This is a genomic window from Oceanicola sp. 22II-s10i (genome assembly GCF_002210105.1).
Classification (GTDB): Bacteria; Pseudomonadota; Alphaproteobacteria; order Rhodobacterales; family Rhodobacteraceae; genus Pseudooceanicola.
The window spans coordinates 33902-54341 of sequence record NZ_AQQU01000001.1; the positions used below are offsets into that span (position 1 = coordinate 33902).

A 20440-nucleotide genomic window follows, 5' to 3' on the forward strand; every position below is an offset into this window, starting at 1 on the left:
CCGACGCCCGCGCTTTATCTCACGGCCGGGAAAGAGGCATGGCAGATCACCACACGGCACGCACCCCCGTCACCGACGCCCTTCTGAACCGCACCATGACCCGGCTGCGCCTGCCGCTGGCGCTGACGCGGATCGGCATGGTGGCGGAACGCATGGCCCGCGCCTTCTGGCCGCTGTGGTCGCTGATCATCGCCATCCTCGCGGCCCTGATGCTGGGCCTTCAGGACATCGCCACTGTGGAGACCGTCTGGGGCACTGCAGTCGTGGCGGCACTGGCCGGGCTGTGGTTCCTCGGGCGCGGGCTGTGGAAGTTCCGCTGGCCCCGCAGGGAAGAGGCGTTCGAGCGTCTCGATTCCTCGCTCGTCGGCCGCCCGCTGACGGCGCTGCGCGACGCACAGGCGCTCGGGTCCGACGACGCCGCCTCGACCCGCCTCTGGCAGGCGCACCGCACCCGGATGGCCACCCGCGCGGAAACCGCGAAAGCGGTGGAGCCGGACCTGAGGGTCGCAACCTTCGATCCCTTCGGCATGCGTTACGTCGCGCTGACCGCCTTCCTGATCGCCGTGCTCTTCGGCTCGGTCTGGCGGGTCGGCTCCGTCACCGGCATGGCCCCCGGCGGCGCCGTCGCCGCGACGGGCCCCAGCTGGGAAGGCTGGGTCGAACCGCCCGCCTATACCGGTCTGCCCGTGCTCTACCTCAACGACATCGACACCCATGACGTGCAAGTCGCGCAGGGCAGCCGCGTGACCCTGCGCCTCTACGGCACCCCCGGCGCGCTGACGGTCGAGGAATCCGTGTCCGGCCGCATCGGCGAGGGGATGGATCCGACCGCCGCCAGCCAGGAATTCGTGGTCGCCCGCAACGGGTCGCTGACCATCGACGGGCCGAACGGACAGGCGTGGGATATCGCCGTCATCGCCGACCAGCGCCCCCATGTGGAACTGACCGGCGAGGCCGAGGCGAATTTCGAGGGCCGCATGTCCCTGCCCTTCTCCGCCACCGACGACTACGGCGTCGAGGGCGGCGAGGCCGTCATCACGCTGGACCTCGACCGGATCGAACGGCGCTATGGCCTGGCCATCGACCCCGAGGCGCAGGACCCGATCGTGATGCCCCTGCCGGTGCCGATCTCGGGCTCGCGCGCGGATTTCGAGGAGACGCTGATCGAGGACTTTTCCAAGCATCCCTGGGCCAACATGCCGGTCAAGATCGACCTGACCGCCACCGACGCGGCGGGCCAGAACGGCGTGACCGAGGGGCAGGAAATCACGCTGGCCGCCCGCCGGTTCTTTGACCCGCTGGCCGCCGTGGTGATCGAGATGCGGCGCGACCTGCTGTGGAACATCGACAACGGCCGCCGCGTCGCGCAGGTGCTCAAGGCCGTGTCCTGGCAGCCCGAGGGGCTGTTCCGAAAGGAAACCCATTATCTCCGCCTGCGCACGATCATGCGGCGTCTGGACGCCATGACCTCTCATGACGCCCTCACCCCTGAAAAGCGGGACGAAATGGCCGAGGCGCTTTGGGAACTGGCGCTCGTGATCGAAGACGGCGACATCGGCGACGCGATGGAGCGGATGCGCGCGGCGCAGGAGAAACTGTCCGAGGCGATGAAGAACGGTGCCTCGGAACAGGAAATCGCGCGCCTGATGCAGGAATTGCGCGACGCCACGCAGGATTACCTGCGCCAGCTGTCGCGGCAGGCCCAGCAGGAGCAGCAGCAGAACGGCGAGGAGAACGCCCAGAACGGCCAGCAGCAGCAGGGTATGCAGATGTCGCAGGACGACCTGCAGCGCATGATGGACCGCATCCAGGAACTGATGGAGCAGGGCCGCATGGCCGAGGCGCAACAGGCGCTCGAAGAGCTCCAGCAGATGATGGAGAACATGCGCGTCACCCAAGGCCAGGGCGGCCAGGGCCAGACCCCCGGCGACCAGGCGATGGAGGGGCTGTCCGAGACGCTCCGCGACCAGCAGGGCCTGTCGGATCAGGCGTTCCGCGACCTGCAGGAACAGTTCAACCCCGGCGCCAACGCCGGCCAGAGCCAAGGCAACGAGGGCCGCAACGGCGGCATGGGCCGTGGCCAGCAGCACGATCAGGGCGGACAGGGCCAGAACCAGTCGCAGGGTCAGGGCCAGGGTCAGCCGGGCGGCGAGGCGCAGGGCAACGGCAATGACGAACGCTCGCTCGCCGAACGCCAGCAGCAGCTCCGGGACGAGCTGAACCGCCAGCGCGGGTCGCTGCCGAACCTTGGCGGCGAGGCCGGCGAGGCGGCGCGCGATGCGCTCGACCGTGCCGACCGCGCGATGCGTGGCGCCGAGGAGGCGCTGCGCAACCAGGACCTGGCCGAAGCGATCGACCGCCAGTCAGAGGCGATGGAAGCGCTCCGCGACGGGCTGCGCAACCTGGGCGAGGCGATGGCCGAGGAACAGCGCGAGATGCGCGGCGGTCAGGGCGAAATGCAGGGCAACGTCGGCGGCGAACGCAATGACCCGCTGGGGCGCAATGCCGGGACCAACGGGTCGATGGGCAATGACCGCGAGATGCTGCAGGGCGAGGACGTCTATCGCCGGGCGCGGGAACTGCTGGACGAGATCCGCCGCCGGTCCGGCGAGGGCGAGCGGCCGGATGTCGAACTCGAGTATCTCCGCCGCCTGATGGAACGGTTCTGAACCACACGACCCTGCCCCGCGCAAACGGGGCGGGGTGGGTTCACTCGGCGTTCATCGCATTCAGCCAGCCCACAAGCCGGTGCACCTGCGTGTCCAGCCAGAAACGCAGGGAATTGGCCATCTCCACATAGGCGGCCAGCGAATCCGCCAGCGCCGGGACCCGCACGGCCAGCCAGTCGGCCCGCAGGTAGAGGATGATGAGCAGCGCGGTAATCAGCAGCACCAGCCCGAACCCGGTGCGGAACCCGCGCCGCTGAACCCGGATGTCCGACTCGGCGGATACCTGGGCTTTTTCGACCTTCTCGCCCTTGCTGCGCAGGGAGGATGAAAGTTCGTCGATGTCGGGCAGCAGGTTGCGCCGTGACGCCCCCTGGCTGGCTTCCTCTTCCTGCTGAGGCGCCGGGGCCTTGGTGACCTCGCCCCGCAGTTTGGACATGCGCTCCCGCGCCTGCCGCTCGCGGCGTGCCGCCTCTGTCTCGGGTTCGCCGAGACCCAGCTCGGGCTGGCTTTCCAGCGGATCGGCCGCGCGGCTGCGGCTGCGCAGGGTGAAATCCGCCTCCTGCTTGAGGACCGAGGTCACATCCTCGGACAGCCTGCGGCGCGGCGTCACGCGGGCAGCGGCCACCGGGATCGGGGCCGGGGCGTTGGTCGCGCCATCCTCTTCCTCTTCGTCCTCGTAGGCGTCTTCGTCGGAAAGGTTTCCGTCGTCCTCCGGATAATCCTCGTCCTCGTAGGACTGGTCCTCGGGATCGTCGTCGTCGGCAAGCCCGACCGCCTCCTCGACGTCATCCTCGTCCGCGAAGTCGTTGTCCTCGTCGTCTTCCGCGAAGGCGTTCTCGATCTCGGGCTCGGGCTCGGGCTCGGGTTCTTCCGCCGCAGCATCGGGAGTGCGTTCAGGCGCCACGCCATCAGGATCCGCAGGCGCTTCGCGCGGCGGCTGATCGGGGTCCGGCATGTTGTCGGGATGGTGCTGATACCACGTGACACCGCAGTTGGAACACTGCACGTCCCGCCCGTCGGTCGGTATGACTTCCAGCGGCACCTCGTACTGGGCGCCGCAGTTCGGGCATGTCAGCCTCATGCAAACTCCGTTCTGCCCAGACGGCATCATCCCCTGACCACGTTGCCGACACCATATGTTGTTAGGGCCTGCCAGAAAAGAGCAAAGAAAAGCAGTGTTTCGCGATTGAAAGCAGCGTGACACTTGTGCAAAAGGAACCTCGTGAGCCGGGGGCGCCGTCCGTGATCGAACTTGAGAACGTGGCCTACAACTACGGCGGCGGGGAATTGCTGAGCGATGTTTCCCTCAAGCTCTCCCCCGGGTCGTTCCACTTCCTGACCGGTCCGTCCGGGTCGGGCAAGACGACGTTCCTCAAGCTGTGTTACGCCGCCCTGATGCCGACCGCCGGACAGGCCAGCCTGTTCGGACAGGACGTGCGCGGCATGGATCGCGACGCGATCGCCCTGACCCGTCGGCGCATCGGCGTGGTGCATCAGGACTGCCAGTTCCTCGACCACCTGCCGATTTCGGAAAACGTCGCGCTGCCACTGGTCGTCTCGGGCCGCGACACGCTGCAGGAACAGGTCAACCTCAAGGACCTGCTGAGCTGGGTCGGGCTGAGCCACCGCGCGGGCGCCCGGCCGCCGGAACTGTCCGGCGGGGAACGCCAGCGCGCGGCGCTCGCACGCGCCGTCATCATGTCGCCGGACGTGATCCTGGCAGACGAGCCGACCGGCAACGTCGACTGGGAAATGTCGCAGCGGCTGATGACCCTGCTGATCGAGCTGAACCGCATGGGCAAGACCGTGTTGATCGCCACCCACGACCTGAGCCTGATCCGCGCCGCGAAAAGCCAGGTGCAGGCGCGGGTGCTGCGGATCGCGCAGCGGCGGCTGCAGCTTGCGGGGGCCGATCTGTGAAGACCGCGATTGCCGCAGTGACGGACCTTTTCAAAGGCGACGCGCAGGCCGACCGGGTGGTGCCACCGACCGGCTTCACCGCGCGTCTGACGCTGTTCGCCGCCGCCGTGATGACCTTTCTCGCCGTGTTCGCGCTGGCGCTTTCGCTGGCCACCGGGCGGCTGGCCGACCGCTGGTCGGACGCGCTCGCCCGCACCTCCACACTGCGTATCTCGGCGCCCGCGGGACAGCTCGAAGGGCAGACCGCCGCCGCGCTGAGGGTGCTGGAGACGACCGAGGGCGTCGCCTCGGCCCGCGCCATGACCCCCGAGGAACAGCGCGCGCTGCTGGAGCCGTGGTTCGGCCCCGACGTCCCGGTCGAGAACCTGCCGATCCCGCAGCTGATCGAGATCGTCGAGGATGGGGACGGCTATGACGCCGCCGGCCTGCGCCTGCGCCTGCAGGCCGAGGTGCCGGGCGCGGTGCTGGACGATCACACCCGCTGGCGCCGACCGCTGGTTCAGGCGGCCTCGCGGCTGCGGCTGCTGGGGCTCGTGTCGCTGGTGCTGATCGGCACGGCGATGGCGGCAATGATCACGCTGGCCGCACAGGCCGCGCTGGCCGCGAACCAGCAGGTGATCGCGGTGCTGCGGCTGGTCGGCGCGCAGGACACCTATATCACCCGCGCTTTCGTGCGCCGGTTCACCCTGCGCGCCCTGACCGGTGCCGGGATCGGCATGGTGCTGGGACTGGTCGCCGTGTCGATCCTGCCCTCGGCGCAGGACGAAGGCGGATTCCTGACCGGCCTCGGGTTCCGTGGTGTGCACTGGCTGTGGCCGCTCATCCTGCCCCCCGCCGCCGGGGTGGTGGCCTTCTGGGCCACCCGCGCCGCCGCGCAGCGCACGCTGAGGGACCTGCCATGATGCGGCGCGGCCCGGTCCAGTGGGTGATGTCGCTGCTCTTCAACGGGCAGATGTATGTCGCCATGCTGATCGCCGGGATCGCGTTCCTGCCCTGGGCCATTTTCGACCGGCGCGGCGCCTATTCCGGGGTGCATTACTATTCCGGCTGGGTGATGTGGACCGCCCGCTGGATGCTGGGCCTGAAATCCGAAGTGCGTGGCACGCCCCCGACCGGCGAGGTGCTGATCGCCTCCAAGCATCAGTCGTTCCTCGACATCATCATCATCGTGCACCACGTGCCCCGGCCCAAGTTCATCATGAAATCCGTCCTGCGCTTTGCCCCGATCCTCGGCTGGTATGCGCTGCGGATCGGCTGCGTGCCGGTGAACCGGGGCAAGCGGGCCGAGGCGATCCGCCAGATGATGGCGGGCGTGACGGCGGGCACCGCGCCTCCGGGCCAGATGATCATCTATCCGCAGGGCACACGGGTCGCGCCCGGCCGTCAGGTGCCCTACAAGGTGGGCAGTGCGGTGCTGTACGAACAACTGGGCCAGACCTGCATTCCCGCCGCCACCAATGTCGGCGTGTTCTGGCCCCGGCGCGGGATCATGCGCAAACCGGGCACCGCGATCGTCGAGTTTCTGGACCCGATCCCGCCGGGGCTGGAGCGGGCGGAGTTCATGGCGCATCTCGAGGAGATGGTCGAGACGCGCTCAAACGACCTGATGCGAGAGGCAGGATTCGACCCCCATGCAGTATCTGGACACGATCGAGGCGCTTGAAGCGCATTACGGCACCCCAGGCGAGGCAGCGATCAAGAAGGTCGCCGACCGCCTGACCCCCACTTATCGCAAATGGATCATGGCCTCGCGCCTGTGCATGGTCTCGACCGTCGGCCCCGAGGGCACGGACGGCAGCCCGCGCGGCGACGACGGCCCGGTGGTGCTGGAACTGGACGACCGCACGCTGGCGATGCCGGACTGGCGCGGGAACAACCGGATCGACACCCTGCGCAACATCGTGCGGGACGGGCGCATCTCGCTGATGTTCCTCGTGCCGGGATCGAACAGCGTGATCCGGGTGAACGGAACGGCAAAGGTCACGGCGGATGCCGACCTGCTGGCACGGTTCGAACATCAGGGCAAACTGCCGCGCACGGTCATCGTGATCCGCATCGCCGAGGTCTATTCCCAGTGCGCCCGCGCCCTGATGCGCGCGCGGGTCTGGACGGCGGGGGACGAAAGCGCGGCCCTGCCCTCGCCCGGCGACATCCTGACCGAAATGACCAGCGGTGCCTTCGACGGCAAGAGCTACGATCAGGAATGGCCGGAGCGGGCCAAGAGTTCGCTCTGGTAGGACGCTAGCGCAGGACGGTCGGGACGACCCACCATTCGGGATGCGCGGCGGCGATGGCAGCCGCCGCCTCGTCCGCGCCGCCCTCGGGGAACAGCCCGACACAGGTCGCGCCGGACCCGGACATCCGCGCCAGCGCACAGCCCGGCCGGGCGGAAAGGGCCGAGAGGCAGTCCGCGATGGCCGGTGCGACCGCTATGGCCGGCGGCTCCAGATCGTTGCGCAGGCGTGCCAGCAGGGCGACAGCATCGCGCGCATTTGCAGGCACAGGCATCGGATCGGGGATCGGCGGATTGTCCCGCCGGTCGAGCGCCGCGAACACGCGGGGCGTCGGCACCGGAACGCCGGGATTGACCAGCACAGCCGGGATCGCGGGCCAGTCACCGAGCGGTTCGACAACCTCGCCGATGCCGCGCATCCGGGCGGCACGGGCGGGGAGGCACACCGGCACGTCGGCGCCAAGCGCCTCGGCCCCCGGCGGCACCGCACGTCCGGTCAGCCGGGCCAGCGCCCTGAGAACCGCCGCCGCGTCGGAGGATCCGCCGCCGATCCCGGCCTCGGCGGGCAGGTGCTTGTCGAGGGCGATCGCGGCCTCCGCGCCGAAGAACGCCGCCGCCTTCAGACACAGGTTCGACGGGCCGTCCGGCACGCCGGCTGCACGGGGACCGGTCAACGTCAGCGATGAACGGTCCGCCAAAGCGACCGTCAGCGCATCGCCGACATCCGCGAAGGCCACGAGAGAATCGAGAAGGTGGTAGCCATCCCCGCGCCGCCCGGTGACGTGCAGCGCGAGGTTGATCTTGGCCGGGGCGAATTCGGTGACCCGTTCCGCGACCGGCCCGGTGTTACTGCTTGCCACCGGCGACGGTCAGCGGTTCGGAGCCTTCCTCGGCCAGCACCGCGTCCAGCCCGACCTTGAGCTTGCGGCGGATGCGCTTGGCCTCGTCCTCTTCCGGCTCGAACGACAGGGCGCGGTGCCACTGGAACTCGGCCTCCATCTGGCGCCCGACGGCCCAGTAGACATCGCCCAGATGATCGTTGACCACGGAATCCACCGGCATCAGTTCCGCCGCGCGTTCCATGTGACCGACGGCTTCTTCATAACGGCCCAGCCGGTAAAGCACCCAGCCGAGACTGTCGACGATATAGCCGCTGTCGGGCCGCGCCGCCGCGGCCTCCTCGATCAGAGCCAGCGCCTCGTCGAGCTTGTCGCCCTTTTCGACCAGAGAATAGCCGAGGTAGTTCAGCACCTGCGGCTGGTTCGGGTTCAGCGCGAGCGCGGTGCGGAAATCGGCCTCGGCCTCGGCCCAGTCACCCAGACGCTCGTGACAGATGCCGCGGGCGTAATGGGCGAACCAGCGCGCGCCGTCGTCTGCACCGTAGAGTTCCAGCGCCTTGTCATAGGCGCGGACCGCCTCGTCGAAATGCTTCTGCCCGCGCTGGAAATCCCCCAGCGTGGCATAGACCACGGGCAGCGTGCCGTGCGACTGCGCCAGCTGCGCCAGCACCTCGATCGCCGCGTCATACTTGCCTGCCGCCCTCAGCGCATCCGCGCGGCCCAGTTCGGCGGCATGGAAGGAAGGGTTCTCGCGCGGCACCCGGCGATAGGCCTCGACCGCCAGTTCGGGGCGGTTCAGATCCTCGAGCAGCTCGGCCGACAGCAGCAGGGCGTCGGAATGATCCTGCCGCAGCGCTTCGGCGGTCCGGGAATAGAGCAGCGTGTAGTCATAGGACGCCTCGCCCCGCAGGGCGGCGGCGACGGAATAGAACACCTCGGCCACACCGTCAGACGCCTGCCGGACATGGGTGAAGGGCAGCACCTCGCCCTGTTCAAGCCGCGTCCGCATATCCGCCAGCGCCGGGTCCAGATCGTGCCCGAACAGCTCCTCGATCAGCCGCAGCGCCTCGGCGTGCTGGTCGAGCTGGCTCATCACCTCGATCCGCGCCATCGCGCCGCGCCGGGTCATCTGCAGCGGGCCGTTCTGGTCACCGTTGTAGATCGCCTCGGCCGCCTCGTAGTCGCCCACCATCCCGAGCGCGAGCGCCCGGTGATACAGCGCAAAGCCGCGCAGGCCGCGCTGTTCGGCCACGTCGTCGAACGCCTGCAGCGCCGCGCCCATGTCGCCCAGACCCACACGGGCCCATGCGACCAGCAGACCGTCGACCAGCGGGCCGATGCCGTCCTTGGCCTCGACCCGGTCGATCACCTGCTGCCAGCGCCCCTGCACGACATCGTCCGCGATCAGGATCATGCTGGCGATCTGGCTGCGATAGCCGTTGTTGGCCATCCGCTGCGCCACCGGCACCGCGCGATCCAGCTCGCCCAGCGACAGCTGAGACAGCGCCGCGCCTTCCAGCATCTGTGCGTTCTTGGGGTCAGCCCCGAGCGCGCGGACATAGTAGTGAACCGCAGTCCGGTAATCGTTGGTCAGCCGTGCCTGGCGCGCCGCCAGATAATCGCCGGATGCGCCCTGCGCCAGAACCGGCGCGGCTGCAGCTTGCAGGACCGCCGCCACGATGAGCGCGCGGATCTTTTTCGATGCCATGCCCTTACCCCTGTCTAGGTTCACCCGAGACTAACGGTCGGCCTGCCATGACGCAATGACGCCGGGTGCGCATTTGCTCACCCGGCGTCACAGTTTTGCAATGATCCGCTTAGTGCGGCAACATTGATCACATGTTGGGATAATTCGGGCCGTCGCCACCCTGCGGCGTGGTCCAGTTGATGTTCTGCGGCGGGTCCTTGATGTCGCAGGTCTTGCAGTGGACGCAGTTCTGGAAGTTGATGACGAACTTCGGCTCCGCCCCGTCCTCCTGCACGAACTCGTAGACCCCGGCCGGGCAATAGCGCTGCGAGGGGCCCGCGTATTTCGGCAGGTCGATCTTCACCGGGACCTCGGGATCCTTCAGCTTCAGGTGCGCGGGCTGGCTTTCCTCGTGGTTGGTCATCGAGAAGCTGACGTTGGTCAGCCGGTCGAAGCTCAGCTTGCCGTCGGGCTTGGGGTAGTCGATCGGCTTGTGCTGGTCCGCCGGTTCCGTCGCCGCCGCGTCGGTCTTGCCGTGGCCGATGGTGCCGAACAGCGAGAAGCCGAAGGTGTTGGTCCACATGTCCAGCCCGCCAAGCGCCAGCGAGGCGGTCAGGCCGTACTTGGACCACAGCGGTTTCACGTTGCGGACCTTCTTGAGGTCCTTGCCGATCGCGCCCTCGCGCACCTCGGTCTCGTAATCGGTCAGCTCATCGCCTTCGCGGCCCGCCTGCAGCGCGGCATAGGCCGCCTCGGCTGCCGCCTTGCCCGACAGCATCGCGTTATGGTTGCCCTTGATGCGCGGCACGTTGACCATGCCGACCGAGCAGCCCAGCAGGGCCGCGCCCGGCATCACCATCTTGGGCATCGACTGATAGCCGCCCTCGGTGATCGCCCGCGCGCCATAGGCCACGCGCTTGCCGCCTTCCAGCAGCTCGGCGACCATCGGGTGATGCTTGAACCGCTGGAATTCCATGTAGGGGAACAGGTGCGGGTTCTTGTAGTTCAGGTGGACGACGAAGCCGATCAGCACCTGGTTGTTCTCGAAGTGGTAGATGAACGAGCCACCGCCCGCGTTCGAACCGAGCGGCCAGCCCATCGTGTGGCTGACGGTGCCCTCGCGGTGCTTAGCCGGGTCGATCTCCCAGATTTCCTTCATGCCGAGGCCGAACTTCTGAGGTTCCTTGCCCTTCGACAGGTCGTATTTCGCGATCAGCTCCTTGGCGAGCGATCCGCGCACGCCCTCGCAGATGAAGACGTACTTGCCGTGCAGCTCCATCCCCGGCTCGGTGTTCGGGCCGTAGGACCCGTCCGGCTCCAGTCCGAAGACGCCCGCGACGACGCCCTTCACCCGGTCGCCGTCATAGACGACCTCGGAGGCGGCCATGCCGGGGAAAATCTCGACGCCGAGCGCCTCGGCCTGTTCGGCCATCCAGCGGCAGACGTTGCCCATCGAGACGATATAGTTGCCGTGGTTGTTCATCAGCGGCGGCATCGGGAAGTTCGGGACGCGGATCTTGCCCGCCTCGCCCAGCATGTAGAAGTTGTCTTCCTTCACCGGCACGTTCAGCGGCGCGCCCTTTTCCTTCCAGTCCGGGATCAGCGCGTCGAGGCCCGACGGGTCCAGAACCGCGCCGGACAGGATGTGGGCGCCGACTTCGGATCCCTTCTCCAGCACCACGACGCTCAGGTTCTCGTCGAGCTGCTTCAGGCGGATCGCCGCGGACAGGCCGGCCGGTCCGGCGCCCACGATGACCACATCGTACTCCATGGCTTCGCGTTCGATCTCGGACATGTCTGGCTTCCCCTCCTCGGGCGGCTTCTATGAAATAATGTTTCGCAGGGACTTAGACGCTGCCTGCCAAGCGGTCAATCTCAACGATACCAGAGCCGCGTCCCCCGACACAGGTAGTGCGGCCCGACGCCGCGTCATTGCACATCCTTGGCGCTGTTCCCCAGCAGATAGCGCGGCCCGGTGCCCAGACGAGCCGCGCGGTCGTCCGGATTGTAGAGGCTGCACCGTTCCAGCGAGAGGCAGCCGCAGCCGATGCAGCCGTCCAGATCGTCCCGCATCTTTTCCAGCTGCGCGATGCGGCGGTCCAGATCGGCGCGGAACCCTTCCGAGATCGCGCGCCAGTCCCCCGCCGTCGGCGCCCGCCCCTTCGGCAGCCGGTCGAGCTGGGTGCGGATCTCGGCCAGCGTGAAGCCGAGCCGCTGCGCGATCAGCACGAAGGACAGCCTGCGGATATCCGCCCGCTCGAACCGCCGCTGCCCGCCCGCGTTGCGCCACGCGGTCACGAGCCCCTCGGCTTCGTAGTGCCGGATGGCCGAGACGGACAGCCCCGTCCGCTCCGCCACATCGCCGATCGTCAGGCCGTCCCTGCGCGCAACCATTTGTCATTCCTCGATACTTGGCGTTTGACCTCAAGTGAACCTGAGGTTGCACCCTTGGACCATCGCAATCAAGGAGCAAGACAATGACCATCCGCCTCGAACACGCCAACATCACGGTCACCGACCCCAAGGCGACGGCCGCCTGGCTGGAACGGGTCTTCGGCTGGAAGACCCGGTGGGAAGGCCCCGCCATGCAGACCGGCCACACGGTGCATATCGGCACAGACGACAGCTATATCGCCCTGTTCGGTTACGGCGACGCGGCGCGAAACACGCAGGACACGTACCGCACCGTCGGCCTGCTGAACCACCTTGCCGTCTTCACCGACGAGGACATCGACGCGGTGGCCGAACGGGTGAAGGAGGCGGGATTCGAACCCGGCAATTTCAACGACTACGCCCCCGGCCGCCGCTTCTATTTCCACGATTCCGACGGCATCGAATGGGAAGTCGCCTCGCACCAGCATTAGCGCGATCCCCTGCTTCATCTGGCCGGAAAAACTCCGGGGGAGTCGCGGCCCGCGGGCCGCGGCGGGGGCAGAGCCCCCTCGCAGCCCCCCGCTCATGCTGCCGGTTTTCCTTGCAATCGACCGCCGGTTCAGGTCAGGTGTTCCGACGGAAAAATCCGGCACAGGGGCCTCTCGGGGCCCCTGTGTCATTGACTCTCGACTGTACGAGGACAGGCCGATGGAAAAGATACCGATGACCCGCACCGGCTACACCAAGCTCGAAACCGAGCTGAAGCAGCTGAAGTCCGTGGAACGTCCGGCAATCATCAAGGCCATTGCCGAGGCGCGCGAACATGGCGACCTGTCGGAAAACGCCGAATACCACTCCGCCCGCGAAAAGCAGAGCTTCATCGAAGGCCGGATCAAGGAGCTGGAGGGCGTGATCGGCCTGGCCGAGGTGATCGACCCCACCACCCTAAACGGATCGGTCAAGTTCGGCGCGACCGTGACCGTGGTGGACGAGGATACGGACGAGGAAAAGACCTGGCAGATCGTGGGCGAACACGAGGCCAATATCGAATCCGGCCTGCTGAACATCAAATCGCCCATTGCACGGGCGCTGATCGGCAAGGACGAAGGCGACTCGGTCGAAGTCCGCACACCGGGCGGGGACCGCGCCTACGAAATCCTTAAAATCGTCTACAAGTGACGTCATAAAGAGGGGACGTGGCGAATCCGCCGCGTCCCATTGAGGCAATTGCGCAGGACTTTCGGCAGCTGATGAGCGACGGTTCGCAGTCACGCCCCACGCCGCTCGGCATCTATGACCGCCCCAAGCGGTCCCGCATGACGCCCGTGGAATCGATCTCACTTGCCGTCTCGCTGATCTGGCTGGCCGGGTCGGCCTTCTTTTTCCTGCTGCTCCGCGATCCCGACATCCAGAGCGGGACGAGCTTCGACAGCCTGCGCTTTGTCATCACGCTGCTGGCGATCTTCATGCCTGTCGCGATGATCTGGGTGGCGGCGACCACCGCGCGTGCGGCCCGCGTCATGCGCGAGGAAAGCGCGCGGCTGCAGGCGGCGATCGACGCGATCCGCCAGGCCTATCTGGCGCAGGCGCAGCAGCAGCCCCAGACGGCGGAACCCGCCGTGTCGAAGCGGCTGGACGAGATTGCCGCCGCCGCGCGCAAGACGGAAACGGCGCTGGCGACCTTCACCTCGCACCGGGACCGGACCCGGCCCGTCCGCCCGGCACAGCCCGAGGCGCGCAGCGCCCCGCAGGACGATCAGGCCCCGCTGCCCCTTGGCACCACGGCCGAGGACATGGCGCCGCCGCTCGACCGGGGCGATTTCATCCGCGCGCTGAACTTTCCCGAAACCGCCGAGGACGAGGAAGGCTTTGCCGCCCTGCGGCGCGCGCTGAAGGACCGCAAGGCGGGGCAGCTGGTACAGGCCAGCCAGGACATCCTGACGCTGCTCAGCCATGACGGCATCTACATGGACGACCTGCGCCCCGACATGGCCCGCCCCGAGGTCTGGCGCCGCTTTGCCGAAGGCACGCGCGGCAAGCCGGTGGCCGCGCTTGGCGGGATCCGCGACCGGTCCTCGCTGGCGCTGACCAATGGCCGGATGAAGCAGGACCCGATCTTCCGCGATGCCGCGCACCATTTCCTGCGTCTGTTCGACCGCAATTTCCAGGCGTTCGAACAGGATGCGACGGATGCCGAGATCTCGGAACTGGGAGAGACCCGGACGGCGCGGGCCTTCATGCTGCTTGGCCGTGTTGCAGGGATGTTCGACTGATCGGCAAGGCCTTGCCGGTGCGTCCCAAGGACCATTTGCCGGAATCTCTGCTTTGAGATATCCGGTCCGGCGATCAACAGTCCGGACCCCATCATGAGCCGTCTCACCCGCCGCACCTTCGTCATCGCCGCCCTCAGCACGCCGCTCGCCGCCTGCGCCGGTCGGCAGGAGAAGCGCGAAGAGAAGGCGCTGCTCGCCGCGCCGCTCTATCCGAACGAAACGCCCGCGCTGCGGCGGCTGATCATCAAGCACGCCGAGGAGAACGACGTGCCGGTGCAGCTGGTCCAGCGGGTCATCGTGCGCGAAAGCACACACCGCCCCGGCGCGCGGAACGGCCCCTACTACGGGCTGATGCAGATCCTTCCGGCGACGGCCCGGTCGATGGGGTTCCGGGGCAGCCCCGAGCAGCTGTACGACGCCGACACCAACCTGCGCTACGCGGTGCGTTACCTGCGCGGCGCGTGGCTGCTGGCCGACGGCAGCTATGACCGCGCGGTGCAATGGTACGCGCGCGGCTACTATTACGAAGCCAAGCGGCGCGGGATGCTGAAAGAGGTCGGGCTGGCCTAAGCCCCGCCGGCCAGCAGCGCCTCGGCCCGCGCGATGTCGTCGGGCCGGTTCAGGTTCAGGAACGCCGTCTCGCCATCCGGAAAGAAGGCCCGGCGCGCGCCCATTTCCTCGGCCCATGCTCCGATCCGCCGGACGCCCTGCCGCAACGCGGCGCGCAGGTCTTCCCGGATCGCCACCGGCCACAGGGCGCAGGTCGGATGGATGCCGTCCGGTCCCGCCGCCACCGCCAGAGGGGCGGTCATTCCCTCGGTCACCATCAGCAGGCGCGGCACCAGGTCCTGCGGCAGGAACGGCGTGTCGACCGAGACGGTGACGACCGTGTCGGCCCCTGCCCCCGCCGCCCAGTCCAGCCCCGCGAGAACCCCGGCCAGCGGACCCAGTCCCTCGTCCGGGCCGTCCGCCAGAACCGGCAGGCCGAAGCGCGCGAACCGGCCCGGATCGCCATTCGCGCTGATCGCCGCGGGATCGACCTGCGGCAGGAACCGGTCCGCGACGTGGTCGATCAGCGCGCGGCCGCCAAGCCGCAGCGCTGCCTTGTCGGCCCCGCCCATCCGCCGCCCCTGCCCCCCGGCAAGGATCACGCCCGCGGGCGCCTTCATTCCGTCCCCCGCCCGGCGGGGCTCCGGCAAACGCGGTGCTGCAATTGCATCCTCCTGTCCCTCCGGGTAGGTGTCCGGCAGGATCCATACGGACAATCCCTCATGACCTCCACCGTCAAATCCGCCTACTGGAAGGGCTTCCGGGACGGCGCGCCGTTCTTTCTGGTCGTATCGCCATTTGCCCTGCTGTTCGGCGTCGTCGCGACCGAAGCCGGTCTGAACGTGTTCGAAGCGCTGGCCTTTTCGGTCGCCGTCATCGCCGGGGCGGCGCAGTTCACCGCGCTGCAACTGCTGCAGAACGACGCGCCGGTTGTCATCGCGCTGGTCTCCGCACTGGCGGTCAACCTGCGGATGGCGATGTATTCCGCGTCGCTGACGCCATGGATCGGGGCGGCGCCGTTCTGGCAACGCGCGATCGCCGCCTATTTCACCGTCGACCAGACCTATGCCTGTTCCATCGTGGCCTATGAAAAGAACCCCGAATGGACGGTGCCGATGCGGATCGCCTATTTCTTCGGGGTGATGTCGCCGGTCTGTCCGTTCTGGTATGTCTTCACCATCGTCGGCGCCATGATCGGAGAGGCCATTCCCCCCGAATTCGGGCTCGACTTCGCCATGCCGATCACCTTCATCGCGATGATCGCGCCGATGCTGCGCTCTCTCCCGCATCTGGCAGCCTGCTTTACCGCAGTGACCTGCGCGCTGCTGCTGACGTGGATGCCGCTGAACCTCGGGCTTCTGGTGTCCGGTATCGCCGGGATGATGGCCGGGGCCGCGACCGAGAAATGGCGTGACGGGCACCGCGCTGCCCCCAAGGAGGCCGAGGCATGATCGACCATGTGGAACTGTGGGTGGTGATCGTCCTGCTGGCCATCGGCAGCTTTGGCCTGCGCTTCGTCTTTCTGGGCGTCGTGGGGAACAAACAGATGCCCGAGTGGCTGCTGCGGCACCTGCGCTACACGGCGGTGTCCGTGTTGCCCGCGCTGGTCGCGCCGCTGGTCCTGTGGCCCGCCGCGACCGGGGGCGAACCGGATCCCGCCCGGCTTGGCGCGACCTTCGCCACGCTTGGCGTCGGCATCCTGACGCGCAACATCTTCGCCGGGATTGCCGCCGGGGCGGCCACGCTGTTCGGATTGATGGCGTTTCTGGGCTGAGGCTCAGAACGCGGGCGCGGAGAGCGACATGACCCCGGCCGGCGGCGCGGCGTCTTCGTAGTATCGCCGCCCCTGCACCCCGGTGATGGACTGAAAGCTTTTCTGCAGCGTCACCGGATACATCGTCTGCGCGATGCCCTCGAACCCCGGCAGCTGCCGCAGCAGGGCCGAGGTGGCCGAGGCGCACTGTGCCTGTCCGACCGCCCCGTTGGTCAGCGCCAGCTGCAACGCCCGCTCCGCGACCTCTGGCGACACGGTGATGCGCTGCGCGACGACGTGATAGGTTTCGCGGGCGTGCATGGATTCATAGCCGCGCACGAAAGCGGGCGTGATGCCGTACAGCACATCGCCCCGGCGCGGGGTCTTGGGGTGGTGGAACGACCCGGCGGGATCGAAGATCACGCTCTGCGAGGCGTTGATGTGCAGCGCGGTGTGGCCGCCCGATCCGCTGGAGTTCGACACGATCGTGTAGAGTGTCAGCGACGGCGTGCCGCCATGCCGGTAAACCGCGCGCGAGACCTCTTCGGGCGAGGCTGAGCCACGGCGTTCCCCTTCGCCGGCGCATGCGGCAAGCGTGATCAGCGCCAGTGCGGCGAGAAGGAAACGCAGCATCGGAAAGCCCCTGTCCCTAAGACCGGTCTTCGGATCAGCTGTTGAAGACAGCCATGAAGAGCAGGATGAAGATCACCAGAACCACGACGATGTTCACGGCCTTCATGAAACCGGCGAAGGTCTTTTCCTGCGCGCTCATGTCCATTTCGCCATGCTTGTGTTCGGCCATGTCAGTGTCTTCCCTGATGAATCTCGACAGTCACGGGCTGATTAGCCCATTTCGAAAGGTGTGTCACGACCGAGGATGCGCACAAAAGGACGCGCCCGCGCCTCAGTCTTCGGCCGGTTCGGCGCGGGCCTGTTTTTCCAGATCGGCCGCCAGCCGGAACCCGATCCGGTGCACAGGCGCATCCGGCGCCCGCGGCAGGGCCCGCAGCATCACGTTCAGCTGGCTGACATGCTGGATCAGCTGCGTCTTCAGCCCGTCCGTATCGGTCCCGTAGAAGGTCACGATGTCGGGATCGAAATAGCCCATCCCCTCGATCCGCAGCACGCCCACTTCGGATCCGGTCAGTCCGATAGCGACCTCGTGCTCCGCGTCCAGCTGCTTTTCGAAGTTCTGGATGTAGATGATCAGCCGCTCATAGGCCCATTCCGCCGGGCTTTTCGATTCCACCGGCTTGGGCACCAGCTGTTCGGGCGCGTCGCATCCGGCCTCGGGGTCCGAATGCGTCTCGAACCGGCGCGGCAGGGCGTATTCCTCGGCCACTTCTGCCGAGGTTCGGATATCACCGGTCATTTGCCCGGCACCGCCTGCCACAGATAGGCGCCGTCCTCACGCAGTGTGCGGGTCGCGCGGCCCTCGTACATCAGGTGGTTGAGGTGGGCGTAGGCCTCGATCATGGCGAGGTGATAGATCTCCTCGACGATCTGCCGTTTGAACAGCGGCGGGAAGCATTCGACCACCGTCTTGGGCTCCGCGATGTAGTCCACCAGCCGGTCCAGACCGTGGTGATGGTTCACGATCAGCTGGTTCAGGCGGGTCGGCAGGCCGTAATAGGGCAGCTTGTGACCGGGCAGCACGAACTGGTCCTCGCGTGCATAGGTCGAAAGCCGCTCGCAGGCTTCCAGCCAATCGGCCAGCGGGTCGGCGAACGGCTCGGCCGCCTGCACGCCCACGTTGGGCGAGATCGACGGCAGCAGCTGGTCGCCACCGATGACGAGATTGCAGTCGCGGGACCACAGCGTGATGTGTTCCGGCGCATGACCGCCGCCGAGGCGCACGTCCCATGTCCGGCCCCCGGCCTCGACCGTCTCGCCCTCCTGCAGCCGGACAAAGCCGGGCGGGATCGGGTGGACGATGTCGGCAAAGTTCATCGGCCGCTGCTTGCTGCGCTTGGCGATCATCTCGGGCGGCATGCCCGCAGTCTTCCAGTAGGCGATGGTCTGCGGCGTCGCCTCGGTCTCGACGTCCAGCACCAGCATCCGCGACAGCAGGTAGGACACGCGGGACGTCCAGTGTTCCGCCCCCCGCTCCATGAACCAGCCCAGCATGCCGACGTGGTCCGGGTGGTGGTGCGTGATCAGAACGCGCCAGACCGGCCTGCCCTTCAACGGGCCCTTCATCAGGGCCTCCCATTGTTCGACGGTCTGCGGGCGATGCGGCCCGCTGTCGATGATGGTCCAGCCCTTGTCGCCATCGTCCAGCGCGTAGACGTTGACGTGGTTCAGGACCGTGGGCATCGGAACCCGCAGCCACAGGACGCCTTCGGCGATCTCGATGGCCTGGTCGGGTTCGGGCGGTGTTTCCAGCGGGTAGCGGAGCGAAGCGGCGGTGCCGTCCATCATGCAGTCAGTTCCTCGGGCGAGAGCGCATAGAGGTCTGCGGCACCCGCCATGGCCTGGGCCAGAAGCCCGGTGTGGTCCGGCAGCAGCCGGTCGATGTAGAACCGCGCGAGTTTCCGGCGCGGCCCGTCCTCGGCCTCCTGCATAGCGGCTTTCAGGTGGAAATGACCACCCAGCACCCGCGCGAATGCCATAAGATAAGGCACCGCGCCTGCAAAACGCACATTCATGTCGGTCTGGGCGACCATCCACTCGCTCGTCTCGCGCAGCGACTCGGCGGCCTGCCACAGCGCCCTACCCATCTCGGGGAGATTCGCGCGTGCCGCCTCGGCGGTTTCCTCGATCTCGTCGAGCAGGGCATAGATGCCTTCGCCGCCGTCCATCATCTTGCGCCCGACAAGATCCATCGCCTGAATGCCGTTGGTGCCTTCGTAGATCGCGGTGACGCGGACATCGCGGCTGTACTGCGCCGCGCCGGTTTCCTCGATGAAGCCCATGCCGCCGTGCACCTGCACGCCCAGTTCCGCCACGCGCATCCCGACCTCGGTCCCGAAGGCCTTGGTGATCGGCGTCAGCACGGCGGCGCGCGTCGTCCATTCGGCCCCGGCGCCCGCCTTTTGCATGTCGACGGCCACGGCATTGGCCAGCGCGATGCAGCGCGAGGCGAAGAGATCGGCCTTCATCGTCAGCAGCATCCGGCGGACATCCGCGTGATCCACGATCGCGCCGGAGCCCTCGACCGGGGTCTTGCCCTGCTTGCGATCCAGCGCATAGGCCAGCGCATGCTGATAGGCCCCGTCCGCCGCGCCGATCCCCTGCACGCCGACACCAAGGCGCGCGTTGTTCATCATGGTGAACATCGCGGCCATGCCCTTGTGCTCCTGCCCGACCAGCCAGCCCTTCGCACCGTCGAACTGCATCACGCAGGTCGGAGAGCCGTGCAGGCCCATCTTGTGCTCAAGGCTGACGACGCGCAGCGAGTTGGCTTCGCCGAGGTTTCCGTCCTCGTCGGGGATGAACTTGGGCACCATGAACAGGCTGATGCCGCGCGTGCCGGGGGCCGCGTCGGGCAGACGGGCAAGGACGAGGTGGCAGACGTTGCCGCCGAAATCGTGATCGCCCCACGAGATGTAGATTTTCTGTCCCGTGACCGCGTAGGTCCCGTCGCCGTTCGGCTCGGCCTTGGTGCGCAGCGCGCCGACGTCGGAGCCGGCCTGCGATTCGGTCAGGTTCATCGTCCCGGTCCACTCGCCCGAGATCAGCTTGGGCAGGTAGAGCTCCTTCATCCAGTCGGGCGCATGTGCCTCCAGCGCCTCGATCTGGCCCTGGCTGAGCAGCGGGTTCAGGCCAAGCGACAGGCAGGAGGCCGAGGCCATGTCGTTGAACGCCGTGGTCAGGGTATGGGGCAGGTCCATGCCGCCGAACTCGGCCGGTGCGGACAGGCCGAGCCAGCCGCCGTCGACCAGCGCCTGATAGCCGTCGGAAAAGCCCTTGGAGGTGCGGACAACCCCGTTTTCCAGCTTGGCCGGGTGCAGATCGCCGTTACGGTTCAGCGGCGCGAAGACGTCCTCGAACATCCGGCCCGCCTCTGTCAGGATCGCTTCGACCGTTTCGGGTGTCGCCTCGGAAAATCGTTCGGTGGCGGCAACCTGCGCCAGATCGACCACGTGGTCGAGGATGAAACGGAACTCGGAAACGGGCGCACGGTACGGCATGAAACGATCCT

The 20440-nt window shown here is 67.5% G+C and carries 22 protein-coding genes; 11 read left to right on the forward strand and 11 right to left on the reverse strand.

Annotated features, from left to right (window positions below):
- The first annotated feature begins 38 nt into the window (after positions 1–38).
- On the forward strand, positions 39–2669 hold the full coding sequence (locus ATO6_RS00195; RefSeq protein WP_088621948.1) for a TIGR02302 family protein: 2631 nt from the start codon (positions 39–41) through the stop codon (positions 2667–2669).
- A 40-nt stretch (positions 2670–2709) separates the two neighbouring features.
- On the opposite strand, the gene ATO6_RS25295 is transcribed toward ATO6_RS00195, so the two are convergent.
- Positions 2710–3750 carry a zinc-ribbon domain-containing protein gene (locus ATO6_RS25295; protein WP_217898951.1) on the reverse strand — a complete coding sequence of 347 codons (1041 nt, stop codon included), beginning with the start codon at positions 3748–3750 and terminating at the stop codon, positions 2710–2712.
- A 161-nt stretch (positions 3751–3911) separates the two neighbouring features.
- On the opposite strand from ATO6_RS25295, the gene ATO6_RS00205 reads away from it, so the two are divergent.
- Genes ATO6_RS00205 through ATO6_RS00220 form a run of 4 tightly spaced genes read left to right on the forward strand, consistent with a single transcriptional unit; the run spans position 3912 to position 6826 of the window.
- Positions 3912–4589, forward strand: a complete 678-nt coding sequence (locus ATO6_RS00205) for a cell division ATP-binding protein FtsE (RefSeq protein ID WP_088621949.1) — start codon at positions 3912–3914, stop codon at positions 4587–4589.
- Positions 4586–5491: an ABC transporter permease gene (locus tag ATO6_RS00210; protein WP_088621950.1), complete on the forward strand. Its 906-nt coding sequence runs from the start codon at positions 4586–4588 to the stop codon at positions 5489–5491. Before ATO6_RS00205 ends, ATO6_RS00210 begins: the two co-directional genes overlap by 4 nt.
- Positions 5488–6252, forward strand: coding sequence for a 1-acyl-sn-glycerol-3-phosphate acyltransferase (locus tag ATO6_RS00215; RefSeq protein WP_254919033.1), 765 nt, complete (start codon positions 5488–5490; stop codon positions 6250–6252). The genes ATO6_RS00210 and ATO6_RS00215 overlap by 4 nt, the downstream gene beginning before the upstream one ends.
- On the forward strand, positions 6221–6826 hold the full coding sequence (locus tag ATO6_RS00220; RefSeq protein WP_088621951.1) for a pyridoxamine 5'-phosphate oxidase family protein: 606 nt from the start codon (positions 6221–6223) through the stop codon (positions 6824–6826). The genes ATO6_RS00215 and ATO6_RS00220 overlap by 32 nt, the downstream gene beginning before the upstream one ends.
- A gap of 4 nt (positions 6827–6830) precedes the next feature.
- Here ATO6_RS00220 and ATO6_RS00225 read toward each other — a convergent pair whose 3' ends face one another.
- From ATO6_RS00225 to soxR, 4 genes are all read right to left on the reverse strand, one after another.
- Positions 6831–7682, reverse strand: coding sequence for a 4-(cytidine 5'-diphospho)-2-C-methyl-D-erythritol kinase (locus tag ATO6_RS00225; RefSeq protein ID WP_088621952.1), 852 nt, complete (start codon positions 7680–7682; stop codon positions 6831–6833).
- Complete coding sequence (locus ATO6_RS00230; protein WP_088621953.1) at positions 7669–9369, reverse strand: tetratricopeptide repeat protein; 1701 nt, start codon at positions 9367–9369, stop codon at positions 7669–7671. The genes ATO6_RS00225 and ATO6_RS00230 overlap by 14 nt, the downstream gene beginning before the upstream one ends.
- A gap of 127 nt (positions 9370–9496) precedes the next feature.
- Positions 9497–11143: an electron transfer flavoprotein-ubiquinone oxidoreductase gene (locus ATO6_RS00235; protein WP_088621954.1), complete on the reverse strand. Its 1647-nt coding sequence runs from the start codon at positions 11141–11143 to the stop codon at positions 9497–9499.
- 134 nt (positions 11144–11277) lie between these two features.
- Positions 11278–11742, reverse strand: coding sequence for a redox-sensitive transcriptional activator SoxR (soxR, locus tag ATO6_RS00240; RefSeq protein ID WP_088621955.1), 465 nt, complete (start codon positions 11740–11742; stop codon positions 11278–11280).
- A gap of 83 nt (positions 11743–11825) precedes the next feature.
- Here soxR and ATO6_RS00245 point away from each other — a divergent pair, with 83 nt between their 5' ends.
- The 4 genes from ATO6_RS00245 (at position 11826) to ATO6_RS00260 (ending at position 14564) form a co-directional block, all read left to right on the forward strand.
- On the forward strand, positions 11826–12212 hold the full coding sequence (locus tag ATO6_RS00245) for a VOC family protein (RefSeq protein ID WP_088621956.1): 387 nt from the start codon (positions 11826–11828) through the stop codon (positions 12210–12212).
- A 217-nt stretch (positions 12213–12429) separates the two neighbouring features.
- On the forward strand, positions 12430–12900 hold the full coding sequence (gene greA, locus ATO6_RS00250) for a transcription elongation factor GreA (protein WP_088621957.1): 471 nt from the start codon (positions 12430–12432) through the stop codon (positions 12898–12900).
- Between the two features lie 71 nt (positions 12901–12971).
- Positions 12972–13994: a hypothetical protein gene (locus ATO6_RS00255; protein WP_088621958.1), complete on the forward strand. Its 1023-nt coding sequence runs from the start codon at positions 12972–12974 to the stop codon at positions 13992–13994.
- Between the two features lie 93 nt (positions 13995–14087).
- Positions 14088–14564 carry a lytic transglycosylase domain-containing protein gene (locus tag ATO6_RS00260; protein WP_088621959.1) on the forward strand — a complete coding sequence of 159 codons (477 nt, stop codon included), beginning with the start codon at positions 14088–14090 and terminating at the stop codon, positions 14562–14564.
- Here the strand turns inward: ATO6_RS00260 and mobA are convergent.
- Positions 14561–15163, reverse strand: coding sequence for a molybdenum cofactor guanylyltransferase MobA (gene mobA / locus ATO6_RS00265; protein ID WP_088621960.1), 603 nt, complete (start codon positions 15161–15163; stop codon positions 14561–14563). The genes ATO6_RS00260 and mobA overlap by 4 nt on opposite strands.
- A 102-nt stretch (positions 15164–15265) precedes the next feature.
- Here mobA and ATO6_RS00270 point away from each other — a divergent pair, with 102 nt between their 5' ends.
- Complete coding sequence (locus tag ATO6_RS00270) at positions 15266–15994, forward strand: AzlC family ABC transporter permease (protein ID WP_088621961.1); 729 nt, start codon at positions 15266–15268, stop codon at positions 15992–15994.
- A complete protein-coding gene (locus ATO6_RS00275; RefSeq protein WP_088621962.1) occupies positions 15991–16317 on the forward strand; it encodes an AzlD domain-containing protein in 327 nt (108 codons plus the stop codon). Before ATO6_RS00270 ends, ATO6_RS00275 begins: the two co-directional genes overlap by 4 nt.
- Positions 16318–16320: 3 nt before the next feature.
- Here ATO6_RS00275 and ATO6_RS00280 read toward each other — a convergent pair whose 3' ends face one another.
- The 5 genes from ATO6_RS00280 to ATO6_RS00300 all read right to left on the reverse strand — a co-directional run bounded on the left by ATO6_RS00280 (position 16321) and on the right by ATO6_RS00300 (position 20429).
- Positions 16321–16929 (reverse strand): hypothetical protein, encoded by a 609-nt coding sequence (locus tag ATO6_RS00280; RefSeq protein WP_254919034.1) that lies wholly within the window; start codon positions 16927–16929, stop codon positions 16321–16323.
- Between the two features lie 34 nt (positions 16930–16963).
- Entirely contained in the window at positions 16964–17098 is a 135-nt protein-coding gene (locus ATO6_RS00285; protein ID WP_088621963.1) for an aa3-type cytochrome c oxidase subunit IV, read from the reverse strand.
- Between the two features lie 102 nt (positions 17099–17200).
- Positions 17201–17668: a DUF6173 family protein gene (locus ATO6_RS00290; RefSeq protein WP_088621964.1), complete on the reverse strand. Its 468-nt coding sequence runs from the start codon at positions 17666–17668 to the stop codon at positions 17201–17203.
- Positions 17665–18714: an MBL fold metallo-hydrolase gene (locus ATO6_RS00295; RefSeq protein ID WP_088621965.1), complete on the reverse strand. Its 1050-nt coding sequence runs from the start codon at positions 18712–18714 to the stop codon at positions 17665–17667. The genes ATO6_RS00290 and ATO6_RS00295 overlap by 4 nt, the downstream gene beginning before the upstream one ends.
- Positions 18714–20429, reverse strand: a complete 1716-nt coding sequence (locus tag ATO6_RS00300; RefSeq protein WP_088621966.1) for an acyl-CoA dehydrogenase — start codon at positions 20427–20429, stop codon at positions 18714–18716. The genes ATO6_RS00295 and ATO6_RS00300 overlap by 1 nt, the downstream gene beginning before the upstream one ends.
- Positions 20430–20440: the final 11 nt, after the last annotated feature.

Coding starts and splice junctions, on each gene's coding strand:
- ATO6_RS00280 (WP_254919034.1), bottom strand. CDS start 16,929: ATGCTGCGTTTCCTTCTCGCCGCACTGGCGCTGATCACGCTTGCCGCA.
- ATO6_RS00270 (WP_088621961.1), top strand. CDS start 15,266: ATGACCTCCACCGTCAAATCCGCCTACTGGAAGGGCTTCCGGGACGGC.
- ATO6_RS00235 (WP_088621954.1), bottom strand. CDS start 11,143: ATGTCCGAGATCGAACGCGAAGCCATGGAGTACGATGTGGTCATCGTG.
- ATO6_RS00300 (WP_088621966.1), bottom strand. CDS start 20,429: ATGCCGTACCGTGCGCCCGTTTCCGAGTTCCGTTTCATCCTCGACCAC.
- ATO6_RS00285 (WP_088621963.1), bottom strand. CDS start 17,098: ATGGCCGAACACAAGCATGGCGAAATGGACATGAGCGCGCAGGAAAAG.
- ATO6_RS00195 (WP_088621948.1), top strand. CDS start 39: ATGGCAGATCACCACACGGCACGCACCCCCGTCACCGACGCCCTTCTG.
- ATO6_RS00295 (WP_088621965.1), bottom strand. CDS start 18,714: ATGGACGGCACCGCCGCTTCGCTCCGCTACCCGCTGGAAACACCGCCC.
- ATO6_RS25295 (WP_217898951.1), bottom strand. CDS start 3,750: ATGAGGCTGACATGCCCGAACTGCGGCGCCCAGTACGAGGTGCCGCTG.
- ATO6_RS00245 (WP_088621956.1), top strand. CDS start 11,826: ATGACCATCCGCCTCGAACACGCCAACATCACGGTCACCGACCCCAAG.
- ATO6_RS00220 (WP_088621951.1), top strand. CDS start 6,221: ATGCAGTATCTGGACACGATCGAGGCGCTTGAAGCGCATTACGGCACC.
- ATO6_RS00255 (WP_088621958.1), top strand. CDS start 12,972: ATGAGCGACGGTTCGCAGTCACGCCCCACGCCGCTCGGCATCTATGAC.
- ATO6_RS00230 (WP_088621953.1), bottom strand. CDS start 9,369: ATGGCATCGAAAAAGATCCGCGCGCTCATCGTGGCGGCGGTCCTGCAA.
- ATO6_RS00260 (WP_088621959.1), top strand. CDS start 14,088: ATGAGCCGTCTCACCCGCCGCACCTTCGTCATCGCCGCCCTCAGCACG.
- ATO6_RS00275 (WP_088621962.1), top strand. CDS start 15,991: ATGATCGACCATGTGGAACTGTGGGTGGTGATCGTCCTGCTGGCCATC.
- ATO6_RS00290 (WP_088621964.1), bottom strand. CDS start 17,668: ATGACCGGTGATATCCGAACCTCGGCAGAAGTGGCCGAGGAATACGCC.
- greA (WP_088621957.1), top strand. CDS start 12,430: ATGGAAAAGATACCGATGACCCGCACCGGCTACACCAAGCTCGAAACC.
- soxR (WP_088621955.1), bottom strand. CDS start 11,742: ATGGTTGCGCGCAGGGACGGCCTGACGATCGGCGATGTGGCGGAGCGG.
- ATO6_RS00215 (WP_254919033.1), top strand. CDS start 5,488: ATGATGCGGCGCGGCCCGGTCCAGTGGGTGATGTCGCTGCTCTTCAAC.
- mobA (WP_088621960.1), bottom strand. CDS start 15,163: ATGAAGGCGCCCGCGGGCGTGATCCTTGCCGGGGGGCAGGGGCGGCGG.